General features: G+C 67.2%; 15 protein-coding genes. 7 read left to right on the top strand and 8 right to left on the bottom strand.

The window, feature by feature from the left end; translation table 11 throughout:
* The first annotated feature begins 31 nt into the window (after positions 1-31).
* From PVZ77_RS15420 to PVZ77_RS15440, 5 genes are all read left to right on the top strand, one after another.
* Positions 32-922, top strand: coding sequence for a hypothetical protein (locus tag PVZ77_RS15420; RefSeq protein ID WP_273808174.1), 891 nt, complete (start codon positions 32-34; stop codon positions 920-922).
* A 20-nt stretch (positions 923-942) separates the two neighbouring features.
* Positions 943-1,389, top strand: coding sequence for a 50S ribosomal protein L9 (gene rplI / locus PVZ77_RS15425; protein WP_158896715.1), 447 nt, complete (start codon positions 943-945; stop codon positions 1,387-1,389).
* 150 nt (positions 1,390-1,539) lie between these two features.
* Entirely contained in the window at positions 1,540-2,934 is a 1,395-nt protein-coding gene (gene dnaB, locus PVZ77_RS15430) for a replicative DNA helicase (RefSeq protein WP_273808171.1), read from the top strand.
* Complete coding sequence (locus PVZ77_RS15435) at positions 2,934-3,950, top strand: D-alanine--D-alanine ligase (protein ID WP_273808170.1); 1,017 nt, start codon at positions 2,934-2,936, stop codon at positions 3,948-3,950. Before dnaB ends, PVZ77_RS15435 begins: the two co-directional genes overlap by 1 nt.
* An 81-nt stretch (positions 3,951-4,031) precedes the next feature.
* Complete coding sequence (locus tag PVZ77_RS15440; protein WP_273808169.1) at positions 4,032-5,513, top strand: glucosyltransferase domain-containing protein; 1,482 nt, start codon at positions 4,032-4,034, stop codon at positions 5,511-5,513.
* Between the two features lie 105 nt (positions 5,514-5,618).
* Here PVZ77_RS15440 and PVZ77_RS15445 read toward each other — a convergent pair whose 3' ends face one another.
* On the bottom strand, positions 5,619-6,995 hold the full coding sequence (locus tag PVZ77_RS15445; protein WP_273808168.1) for an amino acid permease: 1,377 nt from the start codon (positions 6,993-6,995) through the stop codon (positions 5,619-5,621).
* Between the two features lie 293 nt (positions 6,996-7,288).
* On the opposite strand from PVZ77_RS15445, the gene PVZ77_RS15450 reads away from it, so the two are divergent.
* Positions 7,289-9,556 (top strand): YgiQ family radical SAM protein, encoded by a 2,268-nt coding sequence (locus PVZ77_RS15450; protein ID WP_273808167.1) that lies wholly within the window; start codon positions 7,289-7,291, stop codon positions 9,554-9,556.
* Between the two features lie 158 nt (positions 9,557-9,714).
* Here PVZ77_RS15450 and PVZ77_RS15455 read toward each other — a convergent pair whose 3' ends face one another.
* The 7 genes from PVZ77_RS15455 to urtA all read right to left on the bottom strand — a co-directional run bounded on the left by PVZ77_RS15455 (position 9,715) and on the right by urtA (position 17,129).
* The gene (locus PVZ77_RS15455) at positions 9,715-10,569 is read right to left on the bottom strand and encodes a shikimate dehydrogenase (RefSeq protein WP_273808166.1); all 855 of its coding nucleotides are present in this window, start codon (positions 10,567-10,569) and stop codon (positions 9,715-9,717) included.
* A gap of 4 nt (positions 10,570-10,573) precedes the next feature.
* Positions 10,574-11,017: a type II 3-dehydroquinate dehydratase gene (gene aroQ, locus PVZ77_RS15460; RefSeq protein ID WP_183633919.1), complete on the bottom strand. Its 444-nt coding sequence runs from the start codon at positions 11,015-11,017 to the stop codon at positions 10,574-10,576.
* A 146-nt stretch (positions 11,018-11,163) separates the two neighbouring features.
* Positions 11,164-11,862 (bottom strand): urea ABC transporter ATP-binding subunit UrtE, encoded by a 699-nt coding sequence (gene urtE, locus PVZ77_RS15465; RefSeq protein ID WP_273808247.1) that lies wholly within the window; start codon positions 11,860-11,862, stop codon positions 11,164-11,166.
* Positions 11,863-11,990: 128 nt separating this feature from the next.
* Positions 11,991-12,836: an urea ABC transporter ATP-binding protein UrtD gene (gene urtD, locus PVZ77_RS15470; protein ID WP_273808165.1), complete on the bottom strand. Its 846-nt coding sequence runs from the start codon at positions 12,834-12,836 to the stop codon at positions 11,991-11,993.
* Entirely contained in the window at positions 12,833-13,912 is a 1,080-nt protein-coding gene (urtC, locus tag PVZ77_RS15475; RefSeq protein ID WP_273808163.1) for an urea ABC transporter permease subunit UrtC, read from the bottom strand. The genes urtD and urtC overlap by 4 nt, the downstream gene beginning before the upstream one ends.
* Positions 13,909-15,516, bottom strand: coding sequence for an urea ABC transporter permease subunit UrtB (gene urtB, locus PVZ77_RS15480; RefSeq protein WP_443218055.1), 1,608 nt, complete (start codon positions 15,514-15,516; stop codon positions 13,909-13,911). The genes urtC and urtB overlap by 4 nt, the downstream gene beginning before the upstream one ends.
* Before the next feature lie 338 nt (positions 15,517-15,854).
* Positions 15,855-17,129, bottom strand: a complete 1,275-nt coding sequence (gene urtA, locus PVZ77_RS15485; RefSeq protein WP_273808160.1) for an urea ABC transporter substrate-binding protein — start codon at positions 17,127-17,129, stop codon at positions 15,855-15,857.
* Between the two features lie 261 nt (positions 17,130-17,390).
* Here urtA and PVZ77_RS15490 point away from each other — a divergent pair, with 261 nt between their 5' ends.
* Positions 17,391-18,362 (top strand): NAD(P)-dependent oxidoreductase, encoded by a 972-nt coding sequence (locus tag PVZ77_RS15490; RefSeq protein WP_273808159.1) that lies wholly within the window; start codon positions 17,391-17,393, stop codon positions 18,360-18,362.
* Position 18,363: the final 1 nt, after the last annotated feature.

Genomic DNA, 18,363 nt, shown 5'->3' on the forward strand with positions numbered 1-18,363 from the left:
CGCCTGATCACGAATAACGGATAAACACGGCATGCGGCCTCTGGCTGAGTTCATCATGCGCGGCCGTACTCAAGCCACCCTCGTGGTGGTGCTGGGTGCAGTCGTGCCGCTGCTGTACTGGATGACCGCTGCCGGTGGCAGCCTGGTGCTGTTGCGCCGGGGACCCACCGCGGCGGCCGGGGTGCTGGTCTGGGCCCTGCTGCCGGCGCTGTTCTGGCTGTATCTGGGTGATGCCAGCATCGTGCTGGTGTTGCTGGGTTCGACGCTGCTGGCGGCCATTTTGCGCCAGAGCCGGTCCTGGACACGGGTGTTGTTGGCCAGTGTCCCGCTGGGGTTGGTTTTCGCCCTGGTGCTGGGGCAGGTCTATGCCGAGGGCATCGCGCAACTGGCGGAGGAAATCCGCCGGTTGCTGCCCCAGGTGTTGGGCCCGAGTGCGGCGCAGTTGCCGCCGGAAAAGCAGGCGCAGTTGCAGCAGTTGCTGCTGCCCGTGCTGACCGGCCTGATGGCGGCGTTCTTCCAGATCACCTGCCTGCTGTGCCTGATGCTCGGGCGCTACTGGCAGGCGGCGCTGTACAACCCCCAGGGGTTCGGTCGCGAATTTCGCGTCCTGCGTCTGCGTCCGGCCATCGCGCTCGGCCTTCTGGCCCTGCTGGTGCTGGCGCCGAACCTGGGCAGCGGGCTTGGCCTGCTGACGCCGCTGTGCAGCGTGCCGCTGGCCTTTGCCGGCATCGCCCTGCTGCACGGGCTGGTGGCGGCCAAGCGCCTGGCAGGATTCTGGCTGGTGGGGCTGTACGTGACGCTGCTGCTGTTCGGGCAGCTGATCTATCCGTTGTTGGTGATTCTGGCTGTGATCGATAGCGTGTTCGATTTCCGTGGGCGGTCTGCGCAAGAGCCGCAGGGGCCCGCGGACGGTGAAGGTTAAAAGTTAAGAGGAAAGACTCAATGGATGTCATCCTGCTGGAAAAGATCGCCAATCTGGGCAACCTGGGCGACAAAGTGAACGTCAAGGGCGGCTACGCCCGTAACTTCCTGCTGCCGCAGGGCAAGGCTACCGCAGCCACCGCTGCCAACGTCGAGGCTTTCGAAGCTCGTCGCGCCGAGCTCGAGAAGCAGGCTGCCGAGAAGAAGTCCGAGGCTGACGCCCGTGCCGCCAAGCTGGCTGACCTGACCGTAACCATCGCTGCCAACTCCGGCGACGAAGGCAAGCTGTTCGGTTCCATCGGCACCCGCGACATCGCCGAAGCCGTCAGCGCCGCTGGCGTCGAGCTGGACAAGAGCGAAGTTCGCCTGCCCAACGGCGCGCTGCGCAGCGTTGGCGAATACGATGTCGAAGTGCACCTGCACACCGACGTCGAAGCTACCGTCAAGATCGTCGTCGTCGCTGAATAAGCGCGCCGTCGCCTGACTGGCGGACTTGCGCCCCGGCGCCGGTCTGTCGACAATCGGGCACGTCATTGCCAAGGCAGTGACGTGCCCTTTGTCTTTTCTGCCGTCCGAAAAATCATTTCGCCGCCCGCAATGGGGGCCCAAGACCTGCGCATGAACGAGATTTCCCTGCCCGAGCAGTACGATCTGCAGACCGCTGCCCTCAAGGTCCCGCCGCACTCCATCGAGGCCGAACAGGCCGTGCTGGGTGGTCTGATGCTGGACAACAACGCCTGGGAGCGCGTGCTCGATCAGGTGTCCGATGGCGACTTCTATCGCCACGACCACAGACTCATCTTCCGCGCCGTGGCCCGTCTGGCCGAGCGCAACCAGCCGTTCGACGTGGTGACCCTGTCCGAACAGCTGGACAACGAAGGCCAACTGCCCCAGGTGGGCGGCCTGGCCTATCTGGCCGAGCTGGCCAGGAACACCCCCTCGGTGGCCAATATCAAGGCCTATGCGCAGATCGTGCGCGAACGGGCCACCCTGCGGCAGTTGATCGGCATCAGCGTCGACATCGCCGACAGTGCCTACAACCCGGAAGGCCGCGGGGCCAACGAGCTGCTCGACGAAGCCGAGCGCAAGATCTTCGAGATCGCCGAGGCCCGCCCGAAATCCGGTGGTCCGGTCGGGGTCAACGACATCCTGACCAAGGCCATCGACCGTATCGATACCCTGTTCAATTCCAGCGAAGCCATCACCGGGGTATCCACCGGTTTCGCCGATCTGGACGAGAAGACCAGCGGCCTGCAGCCGGCGGACCTGATCATCGTTGCCGGTCGCCCGTCCATGGGCAAGACCACCTTCGCCATGAACCTGGTAGAGAACGCGGTGCTGCGTACCGACAAGGCGGTCCTGGTGTTTTCCCTGGAGATGCCCGCCGACTCCATCGTGCTGCGGATGCTCTCGTCCCTCGGCCGCATCGACCAGACCAAGGTGCGTTCCGGCAAGCTGGACGACGACGACTGGCCGCGGCTGACCTCGGCGGTCAACCTGCTCAACGACCGCAAGCTGTTCATCGACGATACCGCCGGCATCAGTCCTTCGGAAATGCGCGCCCGTACCCGGCGCCTGGTACGCGAGCACGGCGACCTGGCGCTGATCATGGTGGACTACCTGCAGCTGATGCAGATCGGCGGCAGCAGCGGCGAGAACCGGACCGCCGAGATCTCCGAGATCTCGCGCTCGCTCAAGGGTCTGGCCAAGGAATTCAACTGCCCGGTGGTGGCGCTCTCCCAGCTCAACCGCTCGCTGGAACAGCGGCCGAACAAACGCCCGGTGAACTCCGACCTGCGGGAATCGGGGGCCATCGAGCAGGACGCCGACGTCATCATGTTCGTCTACCGGGACGAGGTTTATCACCCGGAGACCGAGTACAAGGGCGTGGCGGAAATCATCATCGGCAAGCAGCGTAACGGCCCGATCGGCACCACGCGGCTGGCCTTTATCGGCAAATACACCCGGTTCGAGAATCTCGCGCCCGGCAGCTACGTTTTCGAGGACGAATGATGGTCAAGGACAAGCTGAAGATCGCGGTCCTGCTCGGCGGCACCAGCGAAGAACGCGACGTGTCCATCGCCAGCGGTGCCCAGGTGGTGGCGGCCCTGCGCCGGCGCGGGCACCAGGTGGTGACCGTGGATACCGCCCTGGGCCTGCTCGACGAGGATGCCGAGCGCGCGCTGCTGGAAGCCCGGGTCGGCCTCGAGCCGCCGGAGCGGACCGCGCTGGTGCGGATGCGCGGCCAGGACGCCGGCGCGCTGCTCAGCCGCGCCCAGCTGGGCGACCAGGATCTGCTGTTCCTCGCCCTGCACGGCGGCACCGGCGAGAACGGCACCCTGCAGACCCTGCTCGACCTGGCCGAACTGCGCTACACCGGCAGTGGCCGGGTGGGCAGCGCCGTGGCCATGGACAAGGACCTCAGCAAACGGCTGTTCCGCGCCGCTGGCGTACCCACCGCCGACTGGCTGATGGCGCCGGCAGATGCCGCGACCGTGGCCGCGACCCTGGGTTTTCCGGTGATCGTCAAACCCAGCCAGCAGGGCTCCACCGTGGGCCTGAGCAAGGTCAGCCGCGCCGAAGACCTGCAACCGGCCATCGAGCTGGCGCTGCGCTATGACCGCGAGGTGATGATCGAGCGCTTCGTCGCCGGGCGCGAGCTGACCGTGGGCGTGCTGGGCGACCAGCCGCTGGCGGTGGGCGAGATCGTCCTCGGCCAGAGCGGGGTGTTCGACTACACCAGCAAATACCAGCCCAAGGGCGCGGTGGAGGTGTTTCCGGCCGAGGTCTCGCCCGAGATCGCCGAGGAAGCCCGCCGCCTGGCCCTGGCCGCGCATCGGGCGCTCAAGCTCGACGGTTACAGCCGTGCCGACTTCCGCCTGGACGCAGAAGGGCGGCTCTGGTGCCTGGAGGTCAACACCCTGCCGGGGATGACCTCCACTAGTCTGCTGCCGCAATCGGCGGCGGCCATGGGCATCGACTTCGACGAACTCTGCGAGCGGATCTGCCAGCTGGCCCTGCAGGACTGACCCCCCACGCAGCCGGCGCCGCTATCGCTTCGGGTGGCGGCGGCTGCGTCTCCCGTCGAAGCCGGATTCGGATCCGCCGCCATGCCCCAGACGCTCACCCCGCTGCAGACCCGGGCGCTGTTCTTTTCCGCGCTGCTGCTGTTCGTGCTGCCCTTCATCCTGGTCGACTTCCCCTATGTCGATGACAACTGGCGCATCCAGCTGGAGAACGGCCCGGAGTGGCGCCAGCAGGGGCGGGTGCTCACCGAGGTCTTCTACCGGCTGCTGACCTTCAGCGGCAGCACCCTCAATCTCTTCCCCCTGCCACTGCTGATCGCCTGCGCCGCAGCCGCCTGGGCCCTGACCGACCTGGCCCGCCACTGTTTCGGCGCGCCGCGGCCGACCCAGTGCCTGGCCCTGCTGCCGCTATGGTTCTCGCCGTTCTGGCTGGGCAACCTGACCTACCAGTACGACGGCCCGACCATGGCCCTGAGCCTGGTGGCGGTGATCTATGCGGTGATCTATCGCAGTCGCCATACCGCGCTGGCGCTGCTGGTACCGGCGGCGCTGCTGGCGGCGGCCATCGCCTTCTACCAGGTGGCGCTCAATGTCTTCGTCGGCCTCTGCTGCCTGGAGCTGGTCCGCGCCGTGCAGCGCCGCGAGGCGCCCGAGCAGGCGCTGCGGCTGGTGCTGCGCCAGGGCCTGCAGCTGCTGCTGGGTGGCGTGCTCTATTACCTGACGGCCTACCAGCTGATGGCGACCACGCGGCACGCCGGCGTGGGTGGCCAGGTGCTGCCGGAGCTCGGGCACCGGCTGGGCGAGGTGCTGCACAGCGTCGGCCTGCTGATCACCCCGGGCAATCTCTGGCTGTGGTGGCTGTTCGGCGGGCTGGCCGCGATCGGTTACGGCCTGGGGGCCCTGACCTATGCCCGCGCCTATGGCCGACGGGCGCTGCTGCCCCTGCTGCTGTACGCTGGGACCCTGCCGGTGCTGGCCTTTTGCGTGGCAGGCATCACCCTGCTGTTCAGCGATTTCATCCTCGAAGCCCGCACCCTGATGGGGCTGGCGGTCGTCCTGACCCTGGCGCTGCTGCTGGCCCATGATCTGCTGGAGCGATTCCAGCCACGGCTGACCTGGCTGCTGGCGCTGCCGGTGCTGTGGATGCTGTCGCTGGCCTATGCCTATGGCCAGGTGCTGTCGGCGCAGAAGACCTTCGAGCGCGGTTTCGTCCAGGAGCTGCACCACGATCTCAGCAGTCGCCCGGAGCTGCGTCCGCTCAAGCACCTGCTCTGGACCGGCGGGCCGCTGGAGGTGGCCTGGCTGCCGCTGGCGCAGAAGACCTTCGAGCAGGTGCCGGTGTTGCCCTTCATCCTCGGCCTGTCGCCGGGCAACTTCATGATCGCCGAGCGCCTGCAGGACCTGGGGGTGATCGACGATGCCGACAGCGACAGCTGCAGCCAGCGGGTGGCCGTGCCCGGCGCCGCCACGCGCCTGGTGGACAACCGCTTCTACGACATCTGGGCGGTGGGCGAGGACGGCTGCATCATCATGAAGCCGCAGCGACCCTGGGTGCCGTTCGAGTAGCGGGGCAGATTGGGCTGAGCACAGCGACGCCCAACAGCGCGGGTCGAGCTGGGCGTTGTTGGGCTTCGACGGTGGAGCCGTCTCAGCCCGACCTGCAGGCGGCGATCAGCCGCGGCGCAGCTTGTAGCAGAGGAACAGGAAGGCCAGCCAGACCGGGATGGCGTAGACCGAGACGGCGATGCCTGGGATGCGCAGCATCAGCACCAGGATCATGCCGACGAAGGCGAGGCACAGCCAGTTGACGAAGGGCGACCAGAACGCCGGGAAGTGCGAGGTGCGCCCGGCCTGGCGCTGGGCGGCGCGGAATTTCAGGTGGGTCAGGCTGATCAGCGCCCAGGCGATCACCAGCGAGGCCACCACCAGCGACATCAGCAGCTCCAGGGCATTCTGCGGCAGCAGGTAGTTGACCACCACGCAGAGCAGGGTCACCGCCGAGGACACGGCGATGCCCAGCAGGGGCACGCCACGGCGAGTGGTGCGCAGCAGGGCGCGCGGGGCATCGCCCTGTTCGGCCAGGCCGTAGAGCATGCGGCTGGTGCAGTAGACGCCGCTGTTGTAGACCGACAGCGCCGCGGTCAGCACCACGAAGTTGAGCAGGTGGGCGGCGGTGTCGCTGCCGAGCAGGGCGAAGGTCTGCACGAAGGGACTGCCGGCGTAGTCGTCGCCGCCGGCGCCGATGCTGCGCACCAGTTCGTCCCAGGGATGCAGCGACAGCAGGATGGTCAGGGCGCCGACATAGAAGATCAGGATGCGCCAGACCACCTGGTTGATGGCCTTGGGGATCACGGTGCGCGGCTGGTCGGCTTCGGCGGCGGTGATGCCTACCAGCTCCAGGCCGCCAAAGGAAAACATGATGATCGCCAGCACCGCGAACAGGCCGCTCCAGCCGTTGGGCAGGAAGCCGCCATGGTTCCAGAGGTTGCTCACCGAGGCCTCGGGACCGCCGCTGCCGCTGACCAGCAGCCAGAGCCCGAAGGCCATCATGCCGAGGATGGCCACCACCTTGATCAGCGCGAACCAGAATTCGGTCTCGCCGAAGGCCTTTACGTTGAACAGGTTGATCATGTTGACCAGCACGAAGAACACCAGGGCGCTGGCCCAGGTCGGCACCTCGGGCCACCAGTACTGCACGTACTTGCCCACCGCGGTGAGCTCCGACATGCCCACCAGCACATAGAGCACCCAGTAGTTCCAGCCGGAGAGAAAGCCCGGGAAACGGCCCCAGTAGCGACTGGCGAAGTGGCTGAAGGAGCCGGCCACGGGTTCCTCGACGATCATTTCGCCGAGCTGGCGCATGATCAGGAAGGCGATGAAGCCGGCGATGGCGTAGCCGAGGATCATCGCCGGCCCGGCCGACTTGAGCACCCCGGCCGAGCCGAGGAACAGACCGGTACCGATGGCCCCGCCGAGGGCGATCAGCTGGATATGACGATTCTTCAGGCCGCGCTGCAACTGGCCGGCGGCGGGTTGGGGCTGGGACATGGACGGGGGTGTCTCGGTGGTGAGGGGAGCGGGCGGCTATGGTAGCACTCCTGTCGCCAGGGGCCTGGTCCTGGGGCGTTGCCCTCATCCCGGCCCTCTCCCCCATAGGGTGGGAGACGAGTAGGTGCGCGGAGTGCTTTTGCCCCCTCTCCCGCGGGGAGAGGGTTGGGGTGAGGGCAGGGCCGAGGCAGCCTCCCGATAGCCAAAGGCAATCGATGTCCGGGGGCTGAACTGGTCATTTTTTGTGCTATTCTTCGCGCCCTCCTGAAAACACCCCTTTCCCGGAAGCTGCCATGCAAGCCGCCACGCCGCTGTTCGACTATCCGAAATACTGGGCCGAGTGCTTTGGTCCTGCACCCTTCCTGCCCATGAGTCGGGCGGAGATGGAGCAACTCGGCTGGGACAGCTGCGACATCATCATCGTCACCGGGGACGCCTACGTCGATCACCCGTCCTTTGGCATGGCCATCATCGGCCGGCTGCTGGAGGCCCAGGGCTTCCGCGTGGGCATCATCGCCCAGCCGGACTGGCATTCGAAGGACGACTTCATGAAGCTCGGCGAGCCGAATCTGTTCTTCGGCGTGGCCGCGGGCAACATGGACTCGATGATCAACCGCTACACCGCGGACAAGAAGGTCCGCTCCGACGATGCCTATACCCCGGGCAACGTCGCCGGCAAGCGGCCGGATCGCGCCAGCCTGGTCTACAGCCAGCGCTGCAAGGAAGCCTACAGCCACGTGCCGATCGTGCTCGGTGGCATCGAGGCCTCGCTGCGGCGGATCGCCCACTACGACTACTGGCAGGACAAGGTCCGTCGCTCGATCCTGATGGATGCCACCGCCGACATCCTGCTCTATGGCAACGCCGAGCGGGCAGTGGTCGAGATCGCCCAGCGGCTGTCGCGTGGCGAGCGCGTCGAGGCCATCACCGACGTGCGCGGTACCGCCTTCATCCGGCGGGACACGCCCGAGGGCTGGTTCGAGGTCGACTCGACCCGTATCGATCGTCCCGGTCGCGTCGACAAGATCATCAATCCCTACGTGAATACGCAGGACACCGAGGCCTGTGCCATCGAGCAGGCCAAGGGGGAGGTCGAGGACCCCAACGAAGCCAAGGTGGTGCAGCTGCTGGAAAGTCCGCGCATGACCCGCGACAAGACGGTGATCCGCCTGCCGTCCTTCGAGAAGGTGCGCAACGACCCGGTGCTCTATGCCCACGCCAACCGCGTGCTGCACCTGGAGACCAATCCGGGCAACGCCCGCGCGCTGGTGCAGCGGCATGGCGAGGTGGACGTCTGGTTCACGCCGCCGCCCATCCCCATGACCACCGAGGAAATGGACTATGTGTTCGGCATGCCCTATGCGCGCGTGCCGCACCCGGCCTATGGCAAGGAAAAGATCCCGGCCTACGAGATGATCCGCTTCTCGGTGAACATCATGCGCGGCTGCTTTGGTGGCTGCACCTTCTGCTCCATCACCGAGCACGAAGGCCGGATCATCCAGAATCGCTCTCACGACTCGATCATTCGCGAGATCGAGGAGATGCGCGACAAGGTGCCGGGCTTCACCGGCGTGGTCTCGGACCTTGGCGGGCCGACCGCCAACATGTACCGCATCGCCTGCAAGGACCCGGAGATCGAGCGCCACTGCCGCAAGCCGTCGTGCGTGTTCCCCGGCATCTGCGAGAACCTCAATACCGATCACTCCTCGCTGATCGAGCTGTACCGCAAGGCGCGGGCGCTACCGGGGGTGAAGAAGATCCTGATCGCCTCGGGGCTGAGATACGACCTGGCCGTCGAGTCGCCCGAGTACGTCAAGGAACTGGTCACCCACCATGTCGGCGGCTACCTGAAGATCGCACCCGAGCACACCGAGCGCGGTCCGCTGGACAAGATGATGAAGCCCGGCATCGGCAGCTATGACCGCTTCAAGCAGATGTTCGAGAAGTACACCAAGGAGGCGGGCAAGGAGCAGTACCTGATCCCCTACTTCATCGCGGCGCACCCGGGCACCACCGACGAGGACATGATGAACCTCGCGCTGTGGCTCAAGCGCAACGGCTTCCGCGCGGATCAGGTCCAGGCCTTCTATCCCTCGCCGATGGCCACCGCCACGGCCATGTACCACTCGGGCAAGAATCCGCTGCGCAAGGTCACCTACAAGAGCGACGGCGTGACCATCGTCAAGAGCGACCAGCAGCGCCGCCTGCACAAGGCCTTCCTGCGCTACCACGACCCCAGGGGCTGGCCGATGCTGCGCGAGGCGCTCAAGGAGATGGGTCGCGCCGACCTGATCGGGCCGGGCAAGCACCAGTTGATCCCGGCCACCCAGCCGGTGGGCGACGCCGGCTACCAGAGCGCGCGGCGCAAGAACTCCACCCCGGTGGGCAGCAAGAAGGCCGGCACCGGCGCTGGGCGCATCCTTACCCAGCACACCGGTCTGCCGCCCCGCGCCAGCGATGGCAGCAAGGCCTGGGACAAGGGCCAGGAAGGCCAGGCCGCCGGCTACGCCAAGGGCGGTCCGCGCAAGAAGTCGCGGCGCCAGCCGAACATGCCGCGCTGAGGCGAGGGCAGGAGAAAAGGGGAGGCCTCGGCCTCCCCTTTTTTATGGGCGATAGGTCAGGCGGGGGGTGTTGGGCTTCGACGGTGAAGCTGTCTCAGCCCAACCTACGAGTACCTTCTGTAGGTTGGGTTGCGCGCAGCGAAGCCCAGCGCCGAGGACTACCCGCGCAATTCGGCGAAGTGGGCCTGCATGCGGTCGGCGTCGGCGCGGCGGCCGCTGAAGAGTTCGAAGGCCTTGACCGCCTGGAACACGGCCATGGTGCCGCCGTCCAGGGTGCGGCAGCCGAGGGCGCGGGCCTGGCGCAGCAGTTCGGTTTCCAGCGGGAAGTAGATGATCTCGGCGACCCAGAGGCCGGGGTGCAGCAGTTCGGCCGGCAGAGGCATGCCGGGCAGCTTGGCCATGCCCACCGGCGAGGTGTTGACCAGGCCATCGGCGGCGGCCACGGCGGCAGCGCGATCAGTGCCGACCGCCGCGCGCCCGGGACCGAAGTGGCGGGTCAGGTTGTCCACCAGCGCCTGGGCGCGCTCGGCCTCGACGTCGAAGATGAACAGCTGGTCGACGCCCTCGGCGAGCAGGGCGTGGGCCACGGCGCTGCCGGCGCCGCCGGCGCCCAGTTGCACCACCAGGCGCTTGGCCACGTCCGGCAGGCCGCGGCGAAAGCCTTCGGCGAAGCCCAGGCAATCGGTGTTGTGACCCATGGTACGGCCGTCGGCCAGCACCACGGTATTCACCGCGCCGATGCCGCGCGCCTCGGGCGAGAGATCGTCAAGCAGCGGGATGATCGCCTGCTTGCAGGGAAAGGTGATGTTGAGACCGGTGAAGCCGGTGCGCTGGGCGGCCTGCAGCAGCTCGGGCAGGGCATCGGCGCCGAGGCCGAGGGCATCCAGGTCGATCAGCCGATAGAGGTATCTGAGGCCCTGGGCGTCGCCTTCGCGTTCGTGCATGGCGGGCGTCAGCGAGGCCTGGATGCCGGCGCCGATGAGGCCGGCGAGGACGGATTTGGGTGTGGTCATGGAGTCAGTTTCCCTGGTGGGCGATGAGGGCGGCGATGGCGGCGCGATATCCCTGGCTGCCGAGGCCGCAGATGACGCCGACGGCGATGCCCGAGACATAGGAATGATGACGGAAGGCTTCGCGACGATGCACATTGGACAGGTGCACCTCGTAGACCGGCAGCTCGCTGGCCACCAGGGCGTCGCGCAAGGCCACCGAGGTGTGGGTCCAGGCGGCGGGATTGATCACCACCCCGGCATAGGCGCCGCGGGCCGCGTGAATCCAGTCGAGCAGTTCGCCTTCGTGGTTGGTCTGGCGGAAGTCCACCTCGTAACCCTCGGCGGCGGCGGTCTCGGTACACAGCCGGGCGACGTCGGCCAGGGTCTCGTGGCCGTAGGTGGCGGGCTCGCGGGTGCCGAGCAGATTGAGGTTGGGTCCGTTGAGGACCAGTATGCGGCGGGAGGACATGACAGCCTTCTCTCTTGTTGTCTTGCCGGGCAGGCGCTGCCCGGCACTGGAGAGAAAATGTACCAGCCGGTTAATTCCGTCAATCGAGTCGGTCGGGCGGGTGGCAGGGCAGGCTGCGGAAGCGTTCGATTATCGACCTTGGCCTGCTAGATCGCCACCAGTCCCCGCACTCCTTCGGCCTCCATGTTGGCACCGCGACCGCGCTGGACGATCTCGCCACGGGACATCACCAGGTAGCCATCGGCCAGTTCGCTGGCGAAGTCGTAGAACTGCTCCACCAGCAGGATGGCCATGTCGCCGCGCTTGGCGAGGTGGGCGATGACGGTGCCGATCTCCTTGATCACCGAGGGCTGGATGCCCTCGGTGGGTTCGTCGAGGATCAGCAGGCGCGGGCGGCTGGCCAGGGCGCGGCCGATGGCCAGTTGCTGCTGCTGGCCCCCGGAGAGGTCGCCACCGCGACGCTGGCGCATCTGCCGGAGCACGGGGAAGAGTTCGTAGATGGATTCGGGCACTTCGCGGGCTTCCCGGGCGGGAAAGCGCGACAGGCCCATGAGCAGGTTTTCCTCGACGGTGAGGCGCGGAAAGATCTCGCGGCCCTGGGGCACGTAGGCGATGCCGGACTGCACCCGCTGATGCGGCTTGCGGGCGGTGATGTCCTGGCCTTCCCAGGTGACGCTGCCGCGCTTGGCCGGGATCAGGCCCATGAGGCAGCGCAGCAGGGTGGTCTTGCCGACGCCGTTGCGGCCGAGCAGGCTGGTGACCTCGCCGATGGGGGCCTCGAAGGACAGGCCACGCAGGATGTGGCTGCCGCCATAGTACTGATGGAGTTCGTTGACCTGGAGCATGGGGACCTCGGTGGGGCGCGATGTTTGGGGCATCGCGGCCATGGGCCGCTCCTACGGCGATATCCGCGCCTGTAGGAGCGGTCGCGGCGGCGAACCGCATGGCCGCGATTCATATTCAAACCAGGGCGCTAGCGCCCCAGATACACCTCGATCACCTGGTCGTTGGCCTGGACCTGGTCCAGCGAGCCTTCGGCGAGGACGTGACCCTGGTGCAGCACGGTGACGTGGTCGGCGATGCTGCCGACGAAGCCCATGTCGTGCTCCACCACCATCAGCGAGTGCCGGGGCACCAGCGACTTGAACAGCTCGGCGGTGAATTCGGTCTCGGCGTCGGTCATGCCGGCTACGGGTTCGTCGAGCAGCAGCAGTTGCGGCTCCTGCACCAGCAGCATGCCGATCTCGAGGAATTGCTTCTGGCCGTGGGAGAGCAGCCCGGCGGTGCGCCCGCGCGACTCCTGCAGGCGGATGGTGCCGAGCACCTCTTCCAGGCGGTCGCGCTGCTCGCCGGAAAGCCGTGCGCGCAGACTGGCCCAGACCGACTTGTCGGTCCGCTGCGCCAGCTCCAGGTTCTCCCAGACGGTCAGCGCCTCGAACACCGTGGGCTTCTGGAATTTGCGGCCGATGCCGGCCTGGGCGATCTCCACCGGTTGCAGGCGGGTGAGGTCCAGGGTCTCGCCGAACCAGGCGCTGCCGCGGTCGGGGCGGGTCTTGCCGGTGATGACGTCCATCATGGTGGTCTTGCCGGCGCCGTTGGGGCCGATGATGCAGCGCAATTCGCCGACGCCGATGTAGAGGTTGAGGTCGCGCAGGGCCTTGAAGCCATCGAAGCTGACCTCGATGCCTTCCAGGCTGAGGATGGTGCCGTGGCGGGTGTCCAGGCCCGTGCCGGCGCGATGGCCGAGGCCGCTGGCCTCGGCGCCGATGCCGGGATCGAGCACTTCCGCGGCGGTGGGAGGTATGGGGGCGGCTTTCATGCGTCGCGCTCCTTCTTGATGAGGCCGATCACGCCACGCGGCAGATAGAGGGTGACGACGATGAACAGGGCGCCGAGAAAGAACAGCCAGTATTCGGGGAAGGCCACGGTGAACCAGCTCTTGGCGCCGTTGACGATGCCGGCGCCGAGCACCGGGCCGATCAGGCTGCCGCGTCCGCCGAGGGCGACCCAGATGGCCGCCTCGATGGAGTTGGTCGGGGCCATCTCGCTGGGGTTGATGATGCCCACCTGGGGCACATAGAGGGCGCCGGCCAGGCCGCAGAGCACCGCCGAGAGCACCCAGACGAACAGCTTGAAGCCGCGCGGATCGTAGCCGCAGAAGGTCACCCGGTTCTCGGCGTCGCGGATCGCCGTGAGGATGCGGCCGAACTTGCTCTGCGCCAGGCGCCAGCCCAGCCAGAGACTGGCCACCAGCAGGACCACGGTGAGCAGGAAGAGCACCGCGCGGGTGCCCTGGGCGGCCACCGGAAAGCCCAGCAGGGTGGTGAAACCGGTGAAGCCGTTGTTGCCGCCGAAGCCGGTCTCGTTGCGAAAGAACAGCAGCATGCCGGCAAAGGTCAGCGCCTGGGTCATGATCGAGAAGTAGACGCCCTTGATCTTCGAGCGGAAGGCGAAGAAGCCGAATGCCAGCGCCAGCAGACCGGGGGCCAGCACCGCCAGGCACAGGGCCCAGAGGAAATGGTCGGTGCCGGCCCAGAACCAGGGATAGCGGGTCCAGGAGAGAAAGCTCATGAACGGCGGCAGACCGTCACCGGCGGCCTGGCGCATCAGGTACATGCCCATGGCGTAGCCGCCGAGGGCGAAGAACAGCCCGTGGCCGAGGGAGAGCATCCCGGCATAGCCCCAGACCAGGTCCAGGGCCAGGGCGACGATGGCGTAGCAGAGGATCTTGCCCACCAGGGTCAGGGTGTAGGCCGAGACCTGGAAGGCATTGTCGGCCGGCAGCAGGGACAGCAGCGGCAGGGCGATCAGCACGGCAAGGGCCAGGCCGAGCACGGCCAGGCTCAGGCGCGGGCCGGCCTTCTGCACAGCGGTAAGCGCGAGTGGCTGGTTCAATCGATGACCCTCCCCTTGAGGGCGAACAGGCCCTGGGGCCGCTTCTGGATGAACAGGATGATCAGGCCGAGGATCAGGATCTTGCCCAGCACGGCGCCGATCTGGGGTTCGAGGATCTTGTTGACGATGCCCAGGCCGAAGGCCGCCAGCACGCTGCCGGCCAATTGGCCGACGCCACCGAGCACCACCACCAGGAAGGAGTCGATGATGTAGCTCTGGCCGAGGTCCGGGCCGACGTTGCCGATCTGCGACAGGGCCACGCCACCGAGGCCGGCGATGCCGGAGCCGAGGCCGAAGGCGAGCATGTCGATGCGCCCGGTGGGGACGCCGCAGCAGGCGGCCATGTTGCGATTCTGGGTCACGGCGCGCACGTTGAGACCCAGCCGGGTCTTGTTCAGCAGGGCCCAGGTCAGGACCAGCACGAAGACCACGAAGCCGAGGATGATCACCCGGTTCCACGGCAGGAGCAGGTTGGGCAGCACCTGGATGCCGCCGGACAGCCAGGCCGGGTTGGCCACCTCGACGTTCTGGGCGCCGAACAGCACCCGCACCGCCTGGATCAGCATCAGACTGATGCCCCAGGTGGCCAGCAGGGTTTCCAGCGGTCGGCCATAAAGATGGCGGATCACGGTGCGCTCCAGTGCCATGCCGATGGCGGCGGTCACCGCGAAGGCGATCGGCAGTGCCAGCAGCGGATACCAGGCCAGCCACTCAGGGGCCAGGCGCTGCAGGGTCAGCTGCACCATATAGGTGCTGTAGGCACCGAGCATCAGCATCTCGCCATGGGCCATGTTGATGACGCCGAGCAGGCCATAGGTGATGGCCAGGCCCAGGGCGGCGAGCAGCAGGATGGAGCCCAGCGACAGCCCGGTGAAGGCCTGGCCGAGCAGATCGCCCAACAGCAGCTTGCGGTCCACCTGGGCCAGGCCGGTAGCGGCGGCCTTGCGGACGTCTTCGTTGGCTTCCACCGCGGGATCGAGCAGGGCCTGCAGGCGGGTCTTGGCCTGGGGCTCGCCGGATTCGCCGAGCAGGCGTACCGCGGCCAGGCGCACGGCGGGGTCGGGATCGGTCAGCTGCAGATTGGCCAGGGCGGCGGCGAGGGCGCCTTGCACTTCCTTGTCGGCTTCGCTCTGCAGGCGTTTTTCCAGGAAGGCACGCTGCTCGGGCTTGGCCTCCTGGCGCAGGGCCTGGGCGGCGGCCAGGCGCACGCCGGCATCCGTGGACAGCAGCCCGCCGCTGGCCTGGGCAGCGCCGATGAGGATGCGCAGGCGGTTGTTCAGGCGGATCTGCCTGGGCGTGCCGGTGGGCGCCGTGGCCTCACCTTCGGCGCCGCTGTAGCTATCGCCGGTCTTGTAGAAGGGGTGCTTGTCTTCGTCGACATAGAAGCGGCCGTCCTGCAGCGCCTGGAGCACCGGCAGCTGGGCGGGATCAGGCGCGGCGGCCCAGTCCTGCAGCAGTTTGGCCTGGTCGTTGGCGCTGGCGGCGGCCAGTTCGGCGGCGGGACCGGCCTGGGCGGTGCCCACGAGTAGCAACAGCAGGGGCAGAAGAAAAAGGCGTAGGGACATACTCGGCCTCGTCGATGGGTAAAGGCTCCTGCGCGACATCTCCCGGGGGACGGCGGGCGTGGCCTCGTTTCTGGTGCCGGGCAGCGGGCCGTGTGGCCGGGTGCGCTGGCGGGCCCTCACCCCGGCCCTTTCCCAGGGGGAAAGAGGGAGGAGCGGAGCGGTGGTGTCGCGGGTGTTTCCTGTTTTGGCAGGAAGCGCTTTGGTCCTTACCCCCCGGCCCTTTTCCAACGGGAGAGGGGGAAGAGCTGTTGGCTTCGGCGCGCCTTTTGCCCTCACCCCAACCCTCTCCCGAGGGGAGAGGGGTAAGAGTAGGGTGCCACCTTTCAGCTGCGCGCCCCTCTCCCCCTGGAAGAGGGGCCGAGGGTGAGGGCTGGCCGTTACTTGCCGCTCTTCACCGGTTCGTCGGACTTCTTGTCGTTGCCGGGGATGTAGGGGCTCCAGGGCTGGGCGCGGACCGGGCCCTCGGTCTGCCAGACGACGTTGAACTGACCGTCGTCCTGGACCTCGCCGATCATCACCGGCTTGTGCAGGTGATGGTTCTTCTCGTCCATCTGCACGGTATAGCCGTCCGGCGCGGCGAAGGTCTGGCCGGCCATGGCCTTGCGGACCTTGTCGACGTCGGTGCTGCCGGCCTTTTCCACCGCCTGGGCCCACATGTGGATGCCGATGTAGGTGGCTTCCATGGGGTCGTTGGTCACGGCGGTCTGGTAGTTGGGCAGGTTCTTGGCCTTGGCGTAGGCCTTCCAGGCCTCGACGAACTTCTTGTTCACCGGGTTATCCAGCGACTCGAAGTAGTTCCAGGCGGCCAGTTGGCCCACCAGCGGCTTGGTATCGATGCCGCGCAGTTCTTCCTCGCCCACCGAGAAGGCCACCACCGGCACGTCGGTGGCCTTCAGGCCCTGGTTGCCCAGTTCCTTGTAGAAGGGCACGTTGGAGTCGCCGTTGATGGTGGAGACCACCGCGGTCTTGCCGCCGGCGGAGAACTTCTTGATGTTGGCGACGATGGTCTGGTAATCGCTGTGGCCGAAGGGGGTGTAGACCTCTTCGATGTCCTTGTCCTGCACGCCCTTGCTGTGCAGGAAGGATCTGAGAATCTTGTTGGTGGTGCGCGGATAGACGTAGTCGGTACCCAGCAGGTAGAAGCGCTTGGCGCCGCCACCTTCTTCACTCATCAGGTATTCCACCGCCGGGATGGCCTGCTGGTTCGGCGCCGCGCCGGTGTAGAAGACGTTGGGCGACATCTCTTCGCCTTCGTACTGCACCGGGTAGAACAGCAGACCGTTGAGTTCTTCATAGACCGGCAGGACCGATTTGCGCGAGACCGAGGTCCAGCAACCGAAGGTGACCGCGACCTTGTCCTGGGTCACCAGCTGGCGCGCCTTCTCGGCGAACAGCGGCCAGTTGGAGGCCGGGTCCACCACCACGGGTTCCAGCTTCTTGCCCAGCACCCCGCCCTTGGCGTTGATCTCGTCGATGGTCATCAGCGCCATGTCCTTGAGCGAGGTCTCGGAGATGGCCATGGTGCCGGACAGCGAATGCAGGATGCCGACCTTGATGGTGTCCGCGGCGTGGGCGGCACTCCAGGGAAACAGGCCGCTCATGAGCAGGGCGGACGCGGCAAGGGTGGTCTTCAGTAGTGGGCGGCGCTTCATGCGAAAGGCTCCTAGGCGGACGTGCGCTGTTGTTGGGCTGGACTGCTGGCCAGTCAGGGCGCCTTTTCAGGAACTGTGCCAGGCGTCGGCAAGGCGCATGGGGACTGGCGCCTGGCCGCCAGCCGCGGCATCGCGACCGGTTGCCCTGCACCAGCCTGGGGCCGAGCAGTGCCCTCGAATCGCGCCTTTGCACGATGCTGGTGCCCTCGTCTGACGTTGCCTTTTGCGCAACACGAAAGTCCGAATGCCGTATTGGTGGTGATGCCTGGGGCCTCCCATACTCGATCGCAAGGGGCCGGCCACCGGGTCGGTCACCGCCAATTCGAAGCAGAGGAACAAGGCATGGGCAGGCAGGTCGGGGTCATCGGACTCGGCAACATGGGCGGCAACATGGCGATCACCCTGGCGCGCAAGGGCGTTGCCGTCACCGGGCTGGACCCCTCCAGCGCCGCCTGCGAGCGGGTCGCCGCCCAGGGCGTGGCCATCGCCGGCGACCTGGCGGCCCTGGCCGCCAGCAGCGACGTCATCGTGCTGTCGCTGCCCAAGGCCGAGCACGTCGAGGCCGTGTGCCTGGGCGAGTCGGGCCTGGTCAGCCGCGTGCGGCCGGGCACCGTGGTGGTCGACACCACCACCTCCACCCCCGAGACCAGTCGCCGGGTGGCGGCGGCCTTCGCCGAGGTCGGCGCCGATTTCCTCGATGCCCCGGTCTCCGGCGGTCCCGCCGGTGCCGCGGCCGGCACCATGACCATGGTCATCGGCGGCAGCGAGTCGGCCCTGGCCAAGGCGCTGCCGGCGCTGGAAGCCATGAGTGCGACCCGGGTGCACATCGGCGCCGTGGGCGCCGGCAACATCGCCAAGATCGCCAACAACCTGCTCGCCGCGGCGCACCTGATCACCACCGCCGAGGCGGTGACCCTGGCCGCCCGTGCCGGCGTCGCCCCGGAAAAATTGCTCGAAGGCATCAACGCCGGTTCCGGGCGCAGCGCTGCCAGCCAGGGCATGTTCCCTACCTGGGTGCTGAACAAGGCCTATGACTCCGGCTTCACCATGGGCCTGATGCGCAAGGACGTGGGCCTGGCCCAGGCGCTCATCGCCGAACTCGGCCTCGACCTGCCGCTGGCCGCGGCCACGGCCCAGGCCTGGAAGGCCAGCGCCGAGACCCTGGCCGATGGCGAGGATTTCTGCGCCATCGCGCGACGCACCAGCGAAGACCTGTTCGGCAAGGGGGAATGAT

It is taken from the genome of Pseudomonas sp. SHLD1 (genome assembly GCF_028640935.1).
In the GTDB taxonomy this organism is placed as follows: domain Bacteria; phylum Pseudomonadota; class Gammaproteobacteria; order Pseudomonadales; family Pseudomonadaceae; genus Chryseomonas; species Chryseomonas aestiva.